Consider the following 15,514-nt stretch of genomic DNA (forward strand, 5'->3'; position numbering starts at 1 on the left):
CGCGCCGACGGTCGCCGCGGCGTGGGGGCGTGGCCGTGGCCGTACGGGAAGCGCGGCCGCGCTCGCGCCGACGGCCGCGGCCGGCCGCCCCGGTCGACGTGGACGTGGACGCGGCCATGCCCGTGACCGTCCCTAGGATGCACCCCATGTCACTCCCGCACGCGATCCTGACCGCCCTGCTCGAAAAACCGTCGTCGGGGCTGGAGCTGACCCGCAGGTTCGACCGGTCGATCGGCTATTTCTGGTCCGCCACGCACCAGCAGATCTACCGCGAGCTGGGGAAGCTGGAGCAGGCCGGGCAGATCCGGGCGCTGCCACCGAAGCAGCCCGCCCGCGGCCAGAAGAAGGAGTACGAGGTGCTGCCCGCGGGACGGGAGGCGCTGGCCGCCTGGGTGGCCCGCTCCGAGGATCCCCGGCAGGTCCGCGATCCGCTGCTGCTGCGGATCCGGGCGGCGGCGGTCGTCGGGGCTCCCGGACTGGACGCGGAGCTGCGCCGTCATCTGGAACTGCACCGGCGGCAGCTGGCGGAGTATCTGGAGATCGAGGAGCGGGACTTTCCTCCCGAGCGGAATTCCGAGCAGGACCGGTTGCGGCATCTGGTGCTGCGCGGCGGGATCGATCTGGAGAACTTCTGGATCGGGTGGCTCACCCGGGCCCTGGGCGAGGACGCGGGCGGGGCGGCGGGTCGGGACCCGGCGGCGCCGGTCGGCTGAGAGGCCTCCGGGCCGGCGACACGCGGCCGGTGGCGGTCCCGGCCTGAACCCCGGCACGCGCCCGGTGGCGGTCCCGGCCTGAACCCCGGCCGGGACCCCGCACCGGGCAGGACCACCTCAGCGGCCGCCGACCGGCTCCCGGCCCGGCCCCGGCTCCAGCCCGAGTCCCGGCCCCGGCCCCGCTTCCCGTTCCGGTTCCCGTTCCAGTTCCCGTCGCGGTCGCGGAAGGAGACGCTCCGCCGGCTCCCGGCTTCCGGCCACGACCCGGGTCGGCGAGCCGGCCGGGAACCGCGCCCCGGCTCTCGCCCGTTCGGCGGCGGTCGCGGTCTCCGCCTGCGCGCGGCAGAGCAGGATCACCCCGCGGACCGCCGCCGCGGTGCCGAGGGACGCCGGGAGCAGGGCGGTCGCGCCGCCGTGGAGGTGTTCGCCGAGCAGGACCAGGCCGATGCCCGCCGCCGCCACCGGGTTCGCGAGGGTGACCACGGCCAGCGGGGCCCCCAGACCGCCCCGGTACGCGGTCTGGGACAGCAGCAGCCCTCCCGTCGCGAACGCGGACACCAGGACCGCGACGACCAGCGGACGGGGGCTCAGCAGCGGGTCGGTGTGATCGGTGAGGGAGACGGTCAGGGTCTGGGTCAGCGCGGACGCGACGCCGGAGGTGAGCCCGGACGCCGCCGCGTGCCGGAGACCGGGGCGGGCCCCCGGCCGGACGAGCCCGGCGACGACGGCCGCGGTCCCGGCCCCGACGGCCAGCGCCTCGGGCAGGCTGAGGGTCTCGTCCGGCGCGGAGCCGCCCGTGACCGTCAGCAGGGCGCCGAGGCCGAGCAGGGTCAGGAGCGTGCCGCGCCACTCGATCCCGGTGACCCGGCGTCCGGCCGCCCTGGCGCCCAACGGCACGGCGGCGACCAGGGTCAGGGCGCCGAGCGGCTGGACCAGCACCAGCGGGCCGTATTCGAGCGCCGCGACGTGCAGCAGGGCCCCGCCGGCGTTCAGACCCACCGCCGACCACCAGGCCCCTCGTCCCAGCAGCCGCAGCAGCCCGCCGCCGGACGCCTCATCACGCGCGGCGAGCCCGGCCTGTGCCACGGCCGCCGCCGCGTACGCGCCGACGGACAACAGCGACAGCAGGACGGCCGCCGCCGTGGCGTTCATCGCCGGGCCGCGGACGGGGCGTACGAGGAGACGACGCCCGGCGTCGGCACGGTACGGCCCACGGGCGGAGCATGGACGGCGGGCACGGCATGGGCGGCGGCCACCGCGTGCGCGGCGGGCGCGGCGGCTCCGGCGGCCCGGGCAGCGGCCGTCGGCGTCGGCGCACCGCCCGTCGCGGGCCCGGTGCGGCGCGCCGCACCCGCCGGACGCACGCTCCGCAGCGGCAGCACCGCGCAGGCCACGGCCAGGAGCGCCGCGACCACGATCGAGTCGAGCCAGTAGTGGTTGGCCGTGCCGACTATCACCAGCAGCGTCACGAGCGGATGCAGCAGCCACAGCAGGCGCCACCGGCCGCGGGTGGCCGCGATCAGGCCGATCGCGACCATCAGCGCCCAGCCGAAGTGCAGCGAGGGCATCGCGGCGAACTGGTTCGCCAGCGAGTCGGAGGCCGGTTCCGCCCCGTACACCGACGGTCCGTACACCCGGGCGGTGTCGACGAGGCCGGTGGAGGCCAGCAGCCGGGGCGGGGCGAGCGGGAACAGCAGATGGAGCGCGAGCGCGGCTCCGGTGAGCGCGGCGAGGATGCGCCGCGACCAGACGTAGTGACGCGGGCGGCGCCAGTAGAGCCAGGCCAGGAACAGCAGCGTGGCCGGGAAGTGCACGACCGCGTAATAGGTGTTGGCGACGCGGACCAGGGTCTCGCCGTGCAGCAGCAGACCCTGCACCAGCCCCTCGCCGGGCAGCCGCAGGGCCCGCTCCAGGTCCCAGACGCGGTCGGCATTCCGGTACGCCTCCTCGACGTGACCGTTCGCGGCCTGCCGGCCGAGTTTGTAGATCACGAAGAGTCCGACGACGAGAAGGAGCTCGCGGACCAGCGGTGGCCGGGCAGAACTGTCCGGCTCCCGGTCCGAGGGCCCGCTACCGGCATGCATCACCCGGCGCCCCTTTGCTGACGAAGCGGTGTGTGTCGCGGCACGATCGGTCGGAACCGTGCCGAATCGATACGCCAGTGTACCGATACGTTCCCGTATCGGTACACGTGCGTTTCGGTACACTGGCGTACCGATGGGCTCCGTCGCACCATGGCCGAGAGGGATGCCGCATGTCGCCGCAGGACGCCACGCACACACCGGCGCACACAGCTCGCCGTTCGAAGATCACTCCGGAGCGGGCGCAGGAGCTGCACGCCGCCGTGCTCGACATCCTGCGGGAGTCCGGGTACGAGGCCCTCACCATGGAGGGGGTCGCCGCGCGGACGCGTTGCGGCAAGTCCACGCTCTACCGCCAGTGGGGCTCGAAGCCGGAACTGGTCGTGGCGGCCCTGCACGCCACCCGGCGGGTGGTGCTGCCCCGCATCGACACCGGCACGCTGGCGGGAGACCTCCGCGAGGCGGCCCGCGTGATCGGCGCGGGTTCGGGCCGGGACACCGCGCTGCTCCACGCGCTCGGCCACGCCGCGTTGCAGAATCCCGAGCTGCGGTGCGCGCTGCGCGAGGCGCTGATCACCCCGGACATCGCGGCGATCGAGGCGATGGTGCGGCGCGGGGCGGAGCGCGGCGAGATCCCGGCGGACAGCCCCGCGGCGGAGTTCGTCCCGGCCCAGCTGCTGGGGGTCCTGCGCGCCCGGCCGCTGATGGAGGGGAGATACGCGGACGAGGCGTTCCTCGTCCGCTTCGTGGAGAGCTCCGTCCTCCCCGCACTCGGACTGGACGCCCCGGCGACCGAATCCTGACAGTCGTGGGCCGCCGCCGGAGCGGATGACGACGGCCCACCGCCACGCCGCACCGTGGGAACGGGCCCGGCGTGCAGACCGGGCGGCCGGTGATTCCTCAAGGAGTCACCGGCCGCCCGCGTTCCACCCCTCGCCCACCGAACAAACGATTGGTAGATTGCTGAGGCCGGTGCGAACTCCCGCCCCGGCCCCGCCGCCCTCACCCCCACCGACCTCGCCCTCCATCGACCCCACCGGCATCGGACCCACGCCCGCGTCCGCGCCGGCTCTCAAACGTCTCCGCGTCGGCGTTCGCGTCTCCACGCCGCCGTTCACACCTCCACGTCGGCATGCTCATCGACATCGGCGTCGGCATCGACCCCGGTGGATCACGGAAGCAGGGGCGGACCATGGACATCGGCGATCCCATCGACTTCTCGGGGCGGGCGGTGATCGTCACCGGCGGCACCAAGGGCATCGGCGCCACGATCGCCCGGGCGTTCCTCGCCGCCGGCGCGCAGGTGCTGGTGTGCGGGCGCGGCGAGCCCCCGGAGCCGCCGAGGAGCGGGGACCGGCGGGCGCTCTTCCATCCGGCCGACCTCCGCGATCCGGCGGCCGCCGGGGAGTTGGCCGACCTGGCGGTGGAGCGGTTCGGGCGGCTGGACGTGCTCGTCAACAACGCGGGGGGCTCCCCCGACGCCGACGCGGCCACCGTGTCGCCGCGGTTCGTCGAGAAGATCGTCGCGCTGAATCTGCTGGCCCCGTTCTCCATGGCGCAGGCGGCGAACCGGGTCATGCGCGAGCAGCGCACGGGCGGTTCCATCGTCAACATCGGCAGCGTGTCCGCACACCACCCGCAGCCGGGCACGGCCGCGTACTCCGCGGCGAAGGCCGGGCTCCTGGCGCTGACCCGGGCACTGGCCCTGGAGTGGGCGCCGAGGGTGCGCGTCAACCACATCACGACCGGTCCGGTCCGCACCGAGAGCGCGGCCTCGGTGTACGGGGCGGACGAGGGCGCCGCACTGGCCGGGGTGATCCCGATGCACCGCATGGCCGTCCCGGACGACGTGGCGCACGCCTGCCTGTATCTGGCGGGCGACCTGGCCCGTTACGTCAACGGCGCGGACCTCGCGGTGCACGGCGGGGGCGAGGTGCCGGCCAGGTTCCTGGCCCTGCGGGGCGATCGGGACGATTCGTTCTCGTCATCTTGACGGTATGCCCCACTCCCCCTTATCGTCGCCATGACGAGAAAAAAGGGGGGCTTCCCGCATGGCCGACATCACCCGACGCCTGGGCTGGCGTCATCTGCGTTCCGCGCCCACCGCGCACATCCGCCACCACAAGCGCGGCCGCCTCGTCCACGACGGCCCCGGACTGAGCTTCTGGTACCGGTCGTTGACTGCGGCGCTCTCCGAAGTGCCGGTCAGCGACCGCGAGTTGGCGATGGCCTTCCATGCCCGCACCTCGGACTTCCAGGACGTCACCGTGCAGGCGACCGTGACGTACCGGATCAGCGATCCGGCCGAGGCCGCCGCCCGGCTGGACTTCTCCGTCGACCCGGACACCGGCGTCTGGCGCGGCGCGCCGCTGGAGCAGATCGCCACTCTGCTCACCGAGACCGCTCAGCAGCACACCCTGGACGTCCTGGCCCGCACCGCGCTGGCCGAGTCCCTGGTCGACGGTGTCGCGGCCGTGCGCGACCGGGTCGCCGCGGGCCTGGCGGCCGAGCCCCGGCTGCCCGCCACCGGAATCGACGTGGTCGCGGTGCGGGTGGTCGCCATCCGCCCCGAGGCCGAGGTGGAACGGGCCCTGCGCACCCCCGCCCGTGAGCAGATCCAGCAGGAGGCCGACCGGGCCACGTACGAACGCCGTGCCGTGGCCGTGGAACGGGAACGGACCATCGCCGAGAACGAGCTGGCCAGCCAGATCGAACTGGCCCGGCGCGAGGAGCAGTTGGTCGAGCAGCGGGGCGCCAACGCCCGGCGCGAGGCGGAGGAGAACGCGGCGGCCGACCGGGTGCGCGCCGAGGCCGAGGCGGCGCGCACGGTGCGCCTCGCCCGCGCCGAGGCCGAGGCGGCGCGCGAGGTCGGGGCGGCCCGGGCGGAATCCCAGGCGGCCTGGCTGCGGGTGCACGGCGAGGTGGACGCCGCGACGCTGCACGCCCTGACGGCGACCAGGCTGGCGGAGAACCTGCCGCGCATCGACAGCCTCACCCTCTCCCCCGACGTGCTCACCGACCTGATCGGCAGACTCGGCAGGGCCGGCGGGAACGGTGGGCACGGCGGGACCGGAGGGAGCGGCAGGACCGGCCGGGAGCCGCGGGCATGAGCCTGGCGCCGCGCGCGGTGCTGGTCCACCGCACCACGGAGTACGAGGAGTTGCTGGCCCGGCACGGCACGCACGGCCAGGCCGCGTTCTTCCTCTCCAGCCGGGGCCGGTCCATCGACGAGGTGGTCGCGCGGCACCGGCACACCCGGCAGGCTCTCGCCGACGTGGCGGCCGCCGTGCCGCTGCAGTGGCGGCAGTCCCGGGTGGAGCGCGCCGATCTCGACCGTTTCCTGTTCGCTCCCGAGGACGTGGTGGTCGTCGTCGGACAGGACGGGCTGGTCGCCAACACCGCCAAATACCTGTCCGGGCAGCCCGTCGTGGGCATCGACACCGAACCCGGACGCAATCCGGGGGTGCTGGTGCGGCACCGGCCGGGCGACGCGGCCGCCCTGCTCCGCGCGGCGGCGTCGCCCGGCGCCACGGCGGAGGAGCTCACCATGGTCGAGGCGGTCGCCGACGACACCCAGCGCCTGCTCGCCCTCAACGAGATCTATCTCGGGCCTCCCGGCCACCAGACCGCCCGCTACCGGCTCGGCCCCGACGCCCCCGGCGCGCCCGTCGAACCCCAGGCGTCGTCCGGCGTCCTGGTCGGGACGGGCACCGGCGCCACGGGCTGGCTGCGGTCGCTGTGGCAGGAGCGACGCAGTGAACTGCGGCTCCCCGCGCCCACGGACGCGCGGCTGCTCTGGTTCGTCCGCGAGGCGTGGCCGTCGCCCGTGACCGGCACCTCGCTGGTCGCCGGCGAGTTGCGGCACGGCCAGGGGCTCCGGCTGACGGTCGAGTCCGACCGGGTGGTGGCCTTCGGCGACGGAATGGAGTCGGACGCGCTGGAACTGACGTGGGGTCAGTCGATACGGCTGGGCATCGCCGCCACATCGTTGCGGCTGACCGTCTGAGACCGCGGTCCGCCCGGGGCCGCCCGGCCGGACGCCGCGCGCTGCCCGCCCGCGCCCCGGCGCGGCTGCCCGCGCCTTGTGCCCGTACGACCGGTTCAGGCGACCGACCTGTCCGTACGACCGGTTCGCGCGGCCGGCGCGGCTGCGGCCTCCGGCACGGACCTCCGCCGCGCCCGCCCTCGTGCCCCGGGCGAGAAGGTACGTAGGCTTGCCTCCCGTACGCCCACCCGCGCCGGGGCGCCGCGCCCCCGCGAGTCCCCCCGCGCCCGACCGCAAGGAAGCCCCGATGCACACCGCGCCCGCCGACTCCCTCCCCCGTAACACCCGCCCGCCGGTGGCGCAGGCGTCGCTCGGCGTGGGCGTCGTCGTGCAGGACGCCCAGGGACGCGTGCTGCTCGGCAAGCACCGCGGCGGGACCTGGGAGCTCCCCGGCGGCAAGGTCGACCCGACGAACGAGTCCATCGCCGCGGCGGCCGTCCGCGAGCTCCGCGAGGAGACGGGACTGGAGGTGGACGTGGCCGACGTGACGGTCTTCGCCATGCTCCATGACGTCGTCGCGGGGATCAACCGGATCTCGATGGCCGCCCTGGTGACCCTGGAGTCCGGGAGCCCTCGGGTGACCGAGCCGCATCTGATCAGCGCCTGGGAGTGGACCTCGCCCGACGCGCTGCCGGAGCAGATGTTCGGCCCCTCGGCCCAGGTCCTCGCGGCCTGGCGGCCCGACCTCGCGATCGAGCACCCCCCGGCGCACCGGCTGGCCCTCGCGACCGCCGGGCCCGACGCATAGCGGGGCGTGCCCCATGCCCGCCGCCGAAGCGGGCTCACCGCCCGCCGCGACGCCCGGCGCCTCGCGGCAGCGGATCTGCACGACGGCCGATTCCCACGGCGTCCGCTCCCCCTCCGGCCGTGAAGCTCCCGGCGCGCCCTCCTCCGCGGCCGGCGTCCGGCGCCCCTCGCCGCCGAGGACGGGACGGGCACGGGGCCGGCCGCGGAGGCGCGGTTCCCCCGCGCGATCGGCGGGGCCGCGGAGTCCGGGGCGTGGCGGTGTCAGGCGAGGGTGACCTCGACGGGCAGCTTCTTGATGCCGTTCACGAAGTTGGAGCGCACGCGCGGGACGTCTCCGACGAGCCTGATGCCCGCCAGGCGCGGGATGAGCTCCTCGAACATGATGCGGATCTCGGTGCGCGCGAGCAGGTTGCCCAGGCACAGGTGGGGGCTGCCCTTGCCGAAGGTGACGTGGTCGTTGTCCCGGCGGGTCACGTCGAAGTCGTAGGGGTTGCCGAAGACGTCCTCGTCGCGGTTGCCGGAGGCGAACCACATGACGACCTTGTCGCCCTCCTTGACGCGCTTGCCGCCGAGTTCGACGTCGCGCGTGGCCGTGCGGCGGAAGTGGTAGACGGGAGAGGCCCAGCGCAGGAACTCCTCCACCGCCGCGGGGATGAGGGAGGGGTCCTCCTGGAGGCGGGCGAGCTGCTCGGGGTGCTGGAGGAGGGCCAGCATGGAGTGGCTGATGGTGTGGCGGGTGGTCTCGTTGCCGGCGACGACCAGCAGCAGGAAGTAGTTGTCGAAGTCCTGCGGCGAGAGCGGCACCCCGTCGCGCGGGGTCTCGTTGACGAGCCTGGAGATCAGGTCGGCGCCGTCGCCGCCGCGCCGCTGCCGGGCGAGCTCGCGGCCGTACGCGAAGACCTCCAGCGAGGCGGGCGAGCGGAAGGGCAGGTCGCGGTACTTCTCGCTCTCGTCGCTGTGCAGGAGGACGTCGGCGTAGTCGGGGTCGGTGTTGCCGATGATGCGGTTGCCCCAGTCGATGAGCTGCTGGTTGTCCTCCGGGGGCACGTCCAGGAGGCGGGCGAGGACGTTGATGGGGAAGTCGGCGGAGACCTCCTCGACGAAGTCGAAGGAGCCCTTGGACAGGGCCGCGTCCAGCGTGGTGGCGGTCAGGCCGCGCAGGAAGTCGGCGTAGCTGTTGATGACGCTCGCGCCGAACTGCCGCTGCAGGAGGCTGCGCAGGGCGCGGTGGCGCACTCCGTCCAGCTCCAGGATGGAGGCGCGCTTCTTGATCTGGTCGTCGTCGACCTCCTCCAGGTTCACGAACCTGGACGAGGTGAAGGTCTCGGCGTCCCGGTCGACGCGGGCGATGTCGGCGTGCCGGGTGACCGCCCAGAAACCGGAGTTGGGCGCTTCCTCCGGCTGCCAGTGGACCGGGTCCTCGTGGCGGAGGGTGTGGAACATGCGCCACGGTGTGACGCCGTCGGTGAAGTTGTCGAGGTCGGCCAGGTCCACCTGGTCCAGGGGCATCGGCTCGCGGGCGGCGCCGGACGCGGGCGGTGTGGTCGTCACGGAGGTCATGGGTTCGTCTCCTCGGCATTACAGGTGGTAGGCGTACTCGGTGAACTCCCAGTCGGTGACGTGCCGATGGAAGCGTGCGACCTCGTCGCGCTTGTACGAGAGGTAGGCGGCGGTGAAGTCCTTGCCGAGCACCTCGGTCAGAGCGGTGTCCGCCTCCAGCGCGTCGAGGGCGTCGGGCAGGGACATCGGCAGGGCGGCGGCTCTGGTGGTGTCGTAGCCGTAGCCCTCCAGCGGGGCGGCGGGCTCCTCGCCGGCCCTGACTCCCAGGAGCGCCGCCGCGACGGTTCCCGCGATCAGCAGGTAGGGGTTCGCGCTCGCGTCTCCCAGGCGGAGTTCGAGGCGGGTGCCGGAGCCGCGTTCCGGTGGGATGCGGACCATGGCGCTGCGGTTGTCCAGGCCCCAGTCGACGAGCCAGGGCGCGAGAGTGTCGGGGCCGAAGCGCTTGTAGGAGTTGACCGTCGGGTTGGCCAGCGCCGCGAGTGCCGGGGCGTGGGCGAGGACGCCGGCCACCGCGTGGCGCGCGGTGGCGGCCAGGCCGTACGGCGCGGACGGGTCCGCGAAGACGTTGCCGCCCTCGTCGTCCACGCAGGACAGGTGGAGGTGGAAGCCTGATCCGCCCGCGCCCTGGAAGGGCTTGGCCATGAAGGTGGCCAGCCGGCCCTCCTTGCGGGCGAGTTCCTTGATCGCGGATTTGAAGCGGAAGGCGCGGTCCGCGGCCGCCATGGCGTCGGAGTGGTTCAGATTGATCTCGAACTGGGAGCCGTCGAACTCGTGGTTGCCGCTGCTGATGTCGATGTCCAGGTCGCGCAGCAGGCGCAGGGTGCGCAGCAGATGGTTGTCGCCGTCCGCGCGCAGGCCCGCCGTGTAGACGACGCCCGTGGCGTCGCTGTAGCGGCGCCAGCCCCGCGGGGTCTCGGGGGCGGCGTCGCACAGGAAGTACTCCAGCTCCGGTCCCACGACGGGGTTCAGGCCGTGCTCGCCGCACCGTTCGACGACCGCGCGCAGCAGATCCCGGGGCGACTCCGGTGCGGGCAGTCCGGTGGCCGGGTCGGTGACGTCGCCGAGGCAGCTGGCGACGCCGGGCTCCCAGGGCAGGGCGGTCAGGGTGTCGAGATCGGGGCGTACGCAGATGTCGGGCAGGCCGGCGTCCAGGCCCCCGGGGACCGGGACCACGTCGCCCTGGGGGCTGGTGTGGTAGACGGCGCGGCAGAAGGCGAGGCCGTGGTCGCAGGCCGAGGGCAGGTGGTCCAGCAGGACGTCGCGGGCCCGTTCGGTGCCGATGAGGTCGGGATAGGTCACCCGGACCACGTCGATGCCCTCGGCGGCCAGTCGCTCCAGATGGCGGCGGACGGGTGGGATGTCGGATGCGCTCACCGGTGTCTCCTCCGGGGGAAGGGGGGCGCCTCCCAGAGCGCGCGGCACTGGGGGAAGGGGTGCGCGGCGGGTTCGGACTGCGGGGAGGCGCAGGACACCGCTCGCTTGCTGGTGGCAAACGGTAGGGACGCCGGTCACCCTCCCGCAAGGGTTCTGTCGCAGAAATTTATCCATGCGGATAGCTATTGACCGGGGCCCGGCCGGTTCCTATGTTGTTTGACGCCAAACGAGTTGGGGGCCGGTGTTCACCGCACCCCTTTGGCCGGGGCCCGGACCCTGTCGGCCCGGGCCCCCTCTTGTCTTCCCTTCCCCTTTCCCGACGCTCCCCCAGCACCAGGAGGACCGGTCATGCAGGTCGTCGTCGACATGAACAAGTGCCAGGACCACGGCCAGTGCGTCTTCGCCGCTCCCGACGTCTTCCGCTTCGACGACGACGGGCGTCTGGCCTACGTCGCCGATCCCGACGAGGCCCTGCGCGGCGACGTCGAGGAGGCCGCCGACGTCTGTCCGTTGCAGGCCATCCGGATCGAGGACTGAGCCGTGGACGCGCCCATCGTCGTGGCCGGTGCCTCCATGGCCGGGCTGCGCGCCGCCGAGCAGCTGCGCGCCGCGGGCTGGGAGGGGCCGATCACCCTCGTCGGGGACGAACCCCACATGCCCTACAACCGGCCACCGCTGTCCAAGGAGGTCCTGGCGGGCAGGGCGTCCTTCGACTCGCTCGCCCTTCGGCCCCGGGCCGGCGTCTCCGATGCGCGGTGGCGCCTGGGAACCGGGATCGTCCGCGCCGACCTCGCCCGGCGGGTCGTCGAGCTCGACGACGGCGAGACCCTTCCGTACCGCGGTCTCGTCGTGGCCACCGGCATGCGCCCCCGGCGGCTGCGCTGTCCCGGTCCCGTCGCCGGACGGCACACCGTCCGCACGCTGGACGACGCCCGGGGGCTGCGCGAGGCGCTGACCCGGCCGGGCGTGCGCGTGGTCGTGGTGGGAGCCGGATTCATCGGCTGCGAGGTGGCCGCGACCGCCGTGGCCCTCGGCGCCGCCGAGGTCACCGTGGTCGATCCGCTGCCGCTGCCCATGGTCGGCCCCCTGGGCGAGCTGCTCGCCGGGGCGCTGCTCGCGCGCCATGAACAGCGGGGCGTCCGCTTCGCCCTCGGCACGGGCGTGACCGCCTTCCACGGCGAAGACCGGGTCACCGGGGTGGCCCTGGCCGACGGCAGGGTCCTCGCCGCGGACGTGGTGGTGGAGTCGGTCGGCTCCGCGGCCAACACCGAGTGGCTCGACGGCAACGGCCTCGACCTCTCCGACGGCGTGCTCACGGACGAGCATCTGCGGGCCGGCGGACGTCCGGACGTGATCGCCGTCGGCGACGTCGCCCGTTTCCCCAACGCCCGGTACGACGGGGTCGCGCGCCGCGTCGAGCACTGGTCGATCCCCACGGACACGGCCAAGCACGCCGCCCGGGTGCTCATCGCCGGCCTCACCGGCTCCGACGCCGGCCTCGCGCCGTTCGCGCCGCTGCCGACCTTCTGGAGCGACCAGCACGACTTCCGTCTCCAGTCCTTCGGCGCCCCGGTCCTCGGCAAGGACGACGTGCGCGTCCTGGAGGGCGACCTCGACGGGGACGTCCTGGCCGGCTACCACCGCGCGGGACGCCTGGTCGGCGTCGTCGCCCTGGGCGGCCGGGCCGCCGCGGCGTCCGCCGCCCGCCACCGCGCCGAACTTCTCAAGCAGCCGTCTCCCATCGCGTAAGGAATCCAAGTGGCCAGTGTCCGTGGATACTTCCACCCCAAGACCGCGACGGGCGCCTCGTCGCTGATCCCCTCGCCGCCGTGGCGCTACTCCGGCGACCTCCTCACCGTCGAATACCGCACCGACCCGTCGCGCGTGCGCGAGCTGCTGCCCGAGCCTCTGGAGCTCGCCGACGAGGACCCCGGCGCCGTCGCGCTGATCTGGGCCGACTGGCAGTCCTGCTCCGCCTCGGGACAGGAGCTGCTCGACCCGGTGCTCGCCCAGTACAAGGAGGCGTTCGCCGTCGTGCGCTGCATGTACAGGGGGCGGACCTACTCCCGCTGCGTGTACATCTGGGTCGACAAGGACTTCGCGATCGCCCGGGGACTGCACCAGGGCTACCCGAAGAAGCTCGGCTCCATCCACCAGACCCGCCCGCACCCGTACGGGCCCGCGCCCCGCATCGAGGCCGGGGCCCGTTTCGGCGCGACCCTCGCCGCGGCGGACCGGCGCCTGGCCCAGGCCGTCGTCACCCTGCGCGAGCCGTCCGGGACCAACGGCTTCGTCAACGGCCATCCGATGGCCCACCACCGCTGGCTGCCCTCCATCGAGAAGGGCGGGGGCCCGGCCCTGGACGAGCTGATCGAGTCCGGCGCCGCCTCCTTCGAGGGCGGGCAGGCCTGGGTGGGCGACGCCGACCTGGAGCTGTTCGACTCGCCCACCGAGGAGCTGGCCCGGCTGGAGATCCGCGAGCCGATCGCCGCCTACTACCGGCAGGTCGGCGTGGTGTGGGACGGCGGCCGGCTGCTGGAGTCGAACACCTCCGGCGCCGAGTGAGCCCGCGCCGCACCGACCACGAGGACCGTGAGGACATGAGCGAACACATCACCACCGTCGCCGGCGTCGCCGTCGACACCCGGCACTGGATCGGCGGCGAACGCGTCGCCTCCGCCGGCACCTTCACCGACGTCTCCCCCATCGACGGCGGCGTCCTCGGCGAGATCGCCCGGGGCTCCGGGCCGGAGGCCGCCGCGGCCGTCGCCGCCGCCAAGGCCGCCTTCCCCGCCTGGGCCGCCACCCCGCGCGCCGAGCGCGCCCGCCTCCTGCACGCCATCGCCGACGGCGTCGAGCGGCGGCTCGAAGAGCTGGCCGTCGTGGAGACGGCCGACAACGGCGCCCTCCTGCGCTCGCACCGCCGCGGCGTCATGCCCCGCGTCGCGCACAACTTCCGCTTCTTCGCCGACTGGCTGCTGCGGCTGGAGCACGAGGACTTCGACACCCGCGGCCACACCAACCACGTCAGCTGGGACCCGGCCGGCCCCTGTGTGCTGATCACCCCGTGGAACGCCCCGCTGATGCTGGCCACCTGGAAGGTGGCCCCGGCGCTGGCGGCGGGCGACACCGTGGTCCTCAAGCCCGCCGAGTGGTCCCCGCTGACGGCCTCGCTGCTCGCCGACATCGCCGCCGAGGCCGGTCTTCCGGCCGGTGTCCTCAACGTCGTGCAGGGGTACGGATCCGAGATCGGCGACGCCCTCACCTCGCACCCGGACGTGCGCCGCATCAGCTTCACCGGGTCCGTGCCGACCGCCCGGCGCATCGCCTCGTCCGCCGCCGCCAACCTCACCCCGCTCAGCCTCGAACTGGGCGGCAAGTCCCCGCTGCTGGTCTTCGCCGACGCCGATCTGGACCTGGCCGTCGACCTCGCCGTGGAGCAGTACGACAACGCCGGGCAGGTCTGCCTGGCCGCCACCCGCATCCTCGTCGAGGAGACGGTGGCCGAGGAGTTCACCCGCCGTTTCACCGAACGGGCGTCGTGCCTCCGGCAGGGCGACCCGCGCGACGAGGCGACCGACATCGGCCCCAACATCCACCCCCGTCAGCTGGAGAAGATCGACGGCTTCGTGCGGCGGGCCCTCGCGGACGGCGCGCGTGCCGTGATCGGCGGACACCGGGGCGAGGGGCAGTACTACGCCCCGACCCTCCTCACCGACGTCGCCCAGGACTCCGAGATCGTCCAGGAGGAGGTCTTCGGCCCCGTCCTGACCCTGCAGACGTTCGCCGACGAGGACGAGGCCGTTCGCCTGGCCGACGACACCCGCTTCGGCCTGGCCGCCACCGTGGCCACCGGCGACGCCGAGCGCGCCGAACGGGTCGCCGCGCGGCTCGTCGCCGGCACCGTCTGGGTCAACTGCTTCTTCGTCCGTGACCTCCGGGCCCCGTTCGGCGGCTCCCGCCACTCGGGCGTCGGCCGCGAGGGAGGCGCCTGGAGCTTCGACTTCTACTGCGACCTCAAGAACACCGTCACCGCGCCGAAGGGGTGGAAGGACCATGGGTGAGATCGTCGGGGCGGGCCTGCTCGCCCACGTCCCCACCATCGTGCTGCCCGAGGAGACCAGGCGGGAGCTGAACGAGGGCAAGGAGATCACCCTCGTCACCGGCCTGAGGCAGCTGCGCGAGGACGTCTTCGAGCGCGACGACTACGACACCGTCGTCGTCCTGGACTCCCACTGGGCGACCACCGTCGAGTTCGTCGTCACCGCCCAGCGGCGCCGCGCCGGACTGTTCACCTCCGAGGAACTGCCGCGCGGCATGAGCCGCATGCCCTACGACTATCCCGGCGATCCCGAACTCGCCCACAGCATCGCCTCGTTCGCCGACCGGCACGGCACCTGGATCACCGCGATCGACGACGCGTACCTGCCCGTCTACTACGCCACGATCAACCTGTGGAAGCTCCTCGGCGAGGGCCTGCCGGACAAGCGGTGGGTGACCATCGGCGTCTGCCAGACCGGCGACATGGAGGACCATCTGCGCCTGGGCCGCGCCCTGGCCGACGGCATCGCCGCCACCCCCGGCCGCCGCGTCCTGCTGATCGCCTCCGGCGCCCTGTCGCACACCTTCTGGCCGCTACGCGAGCTGCGCGACCACGAGGCGAGCGACCCGGCGCACATCTTCACCCCCGAGGCGCGGGCGGCCGACCGGCAGCGGATCGCCTGGTTCAAGGAGGGCGGCCACGACAAGGTCCTCGACACCATGGACGAGTTCTGGACGTACAAGCCCGAGGCCAGGTTCTTCCACTACCTGATGATGGCCGGCGCCCTCGGCGAGCGGGCGTGCACCGCGAAGGCGCGCCAGTACGGCGAGTACGAGAACTCGATCGGCACCGGCCAGGTCCACCTCTGGTTCGACCGTCCGCAGGACGGCTGGACGGGCGCCGGCCCCTCCACGCCCGCCGCCTCCCGCACCCACGCCTAGAAAGGCTCCGC

The 15,514-nt window shown here is 73.8% G+C and carries 15 protein-coding genes; 11 read left to right on the forward strand and 4 right to left on the reverse strand.

Annotated elements, in window-relative coordinates:
- Positions 1-146 precede the first annotated feature (146 nt).
- Positions 147-713, forward strand: coding sequence for a PadR family transcriptional regulator (locus WA762_RS03425; protein WP_335932762.1), 567 nt, complete (start codon positions 147-149; stop codon positions 711-713).
- Between the two features lie 117 nt (positions 714-830).
- On the opposite strand, the gene WA762_RS03430 is transcribed toward WA762_RS03425, so the two are convergent.
- Together WA762_RS03430 and WA762_RS03435 are read right to left on the reverse strand one after the other, a co-directional pair.
- Entirely contained in the window at positions 831-1,865 is a 1,035-nt protein-coding gene (locus WA762_RS03430) for a DMT family protein (RefSeq protein WP_335932764.1), read from the reverse strand.
- Positions 1,862-2,797, reverse strand: a complete 936-nt coding sequence (locus tag WA762_RS03435) for a phosphatase PAP2 family protein (protein WP_443080507.1) — start codon at positions 2,795-2,797, stop codon at positions 1,862-1,864. Before WA762_RS03435 ends, WA762_RS03430 begins: the two co-directional genes overlap by 4 nt.
- A gap of 170 nt (positions 2,798-2,967) precedes the next feature.
- Between WA762_RS03435 and WA762_RS03440 the strand changes: the two genes are divergently transcribed.
- The 5 genes from WA762_RS03440 (at position 2,968) to WA762_RS03460 (ending at position 7,587) form a co-directional block, all read left to right on the forward strand.
- Positions 2,968-3,597: a TetR/AcrR family transcriptional regulator gene (locus WA762_RS03440; protein WP_335932768.1), complete on the forward strand. Its 630-nt coding sequence runs from the start codon at positions 2,968-2,970 to the stop codon at positions 3,595-3,597.
- A 389-nt stretch (positions 3,598-3,986) separates the two neighbouring features.
- Positions 3,987-4,787 (forward strand): SDR family oxidoreductase, encoded by an 801-nt coding sequence (locus WA762_RS03445; RefSeq protein WP_335933017.1) that lies wholly within the window; start codon positions 3,987-3,989, stop codon positions 4,785-4,787.
- Between the two features lie 58 nt (positions 4,788-4,845).
- The gene (locus tag WA762_RS03450; RefSeq protein WP_335932770.1) at positions 4,846-5,904 is read left to right on the forward strand and encodes an SPFH domain-containing protein; all 1,059 of its coding nucleotides are present in this window, start codon (positions 4,846-4,848) and stop codon (positions 5,902-5,904) included.
- On the forward strand, positions 5,901-6,800 hold the full coding sequence (locus WA762_RS03455; protein WP_335932771.1) for a hypothetical protein: 900 nt from the start codon (positions 5,901-5,903) through the stop codon (positions 6,798-6,800). Before WA762_RS03450 ends, WA762_RS03455 begins: the two co-directional genes overlap by 4 nt.
- Before the next feature lie 286 nt (positions 6,801-7,086).
- Positions 7,087-7,587 (forward strand): nucleotide triphosphate diphosphatase NUDT15, encoded by a 501-nt coding sequence (locus WA762_RS03460; protein ID WP_335932774.1) that lies wholly within the window; start codon positions 7,087-7,089, stop codon positions 7,585-7,587.
- 260 nt (positions 7,588-7,847) lie between these two features.
- Here WA762_RS03460 and WA762_RS03465 read toward each other — a convergent pair whose 3' ends face one another.
- Both WA762_RS03465 and WA762_RS03470 read right to left on the reverse strand, forming a co-directional pair.
- Positions 7,848-9,146: a cytochrome P450 gene (locus tag WA762_RS03465; RefSeq protein WP_335932775.1), complete on the reverse strand. Its 1,299-nt coding sequence runs from the start codon at positions 9,144-9,146 to the stop codon at positions 7,848-7,850.
- A gap of 18 nt (positions 9,147-9,164) precedes the next feature.
- A complete protein-coding gene (locus WA762_RS03470; protein ID WP_335932776.1) occupies positions 9,165-10,520 on the reverse strand; it encodes a glutamine synthetase family protein in 1,356 nt (451 codons plus the stop codon).
- Between the two features lie 348 nt (positions 10,521-10,868).
- Between WA762_RS03470 and WA762_RS03475 the strand changes: the two genes are divergently transcribed.
- Genes WA762_RS03475 through WA762_RS03495 form a run of 5 tightly spaced genes read left to right on the forward strand, consistent with a single transcriptional unit; the run spans position 10,869 to position 15,503 of the window.
- On the forward strand, positions 10,869-11,057 hold the full coding sequence (locus tag WA762_RS03475) for a ferredoxin (protein WP_335932777.1): 189 nt from the start codon (positions 10,869-10,871) through the stop codon (positions 11,055-11,057).
- Positions 11,058-11,060: 3 nt separating this feature from the next.
- On the forward strand, positions 11,061-12,269 hold the full coding sequence (locus tag WA762_RS03480; RefSeq protein WP_335932779.1) for an NAD(P)/FAD-dependent oxidoreductase: 1,209 nt from the start codon (positions 11,061-11,063) through the stop codon (positions 12,267-12,269).
- 9 nt (positions 12,270-12,278) lie between these two features.
- Positions 12,279-13,085, forward strand: a complete 807-nt coding sequence (locus WA762_RS03485; RefSeq protein ID WP_335932781.1) for an acetoacetate decarboxylase family protein — start codon at positions 12,279-12,281, stop codon at positions 13,083-13,085.
- Positions 13,086-13,120: 35 nt separating this feature from the next.
- Positions 13,121-14,584: an aldehyde dehydrogenase gene (locus tag WA762_RS03490; protein WP_335932782.1), complete on the forward strand. Its 1,464-nt coding sequence runs from the start codon at positions 13,121-13,123 to the stop codon at positions 14,582-14,584.
- A complete protein-coding gene (locus tag WA762_RS03495) occupies positions 14,577-15,503 on the forward strand; it encodes a 3,4-dihydroxyphenylacetate 2,3-dioxygenase (RefSeq protein WP_335932783.1) in 927 nt (308 codons plus the stop codon). Before WA762_RS03490 ends, WA762_RS03495 begins: the two co-directional genes overlap by 8 nt.
- The last annotated feature ends 11 nt before the right edge of the window (positions 15,504-15,514 follow it).

The organism is Streptomyces tyrfis (genome assembly GCF_037034285.1).
In the GTDB taxonomy this organism is placed as follows: domain Bacteria; phylum Actinomycetota; class Actinomycetes; order Streptomycetales; family Streptomycetaceae; genus Streptomyces.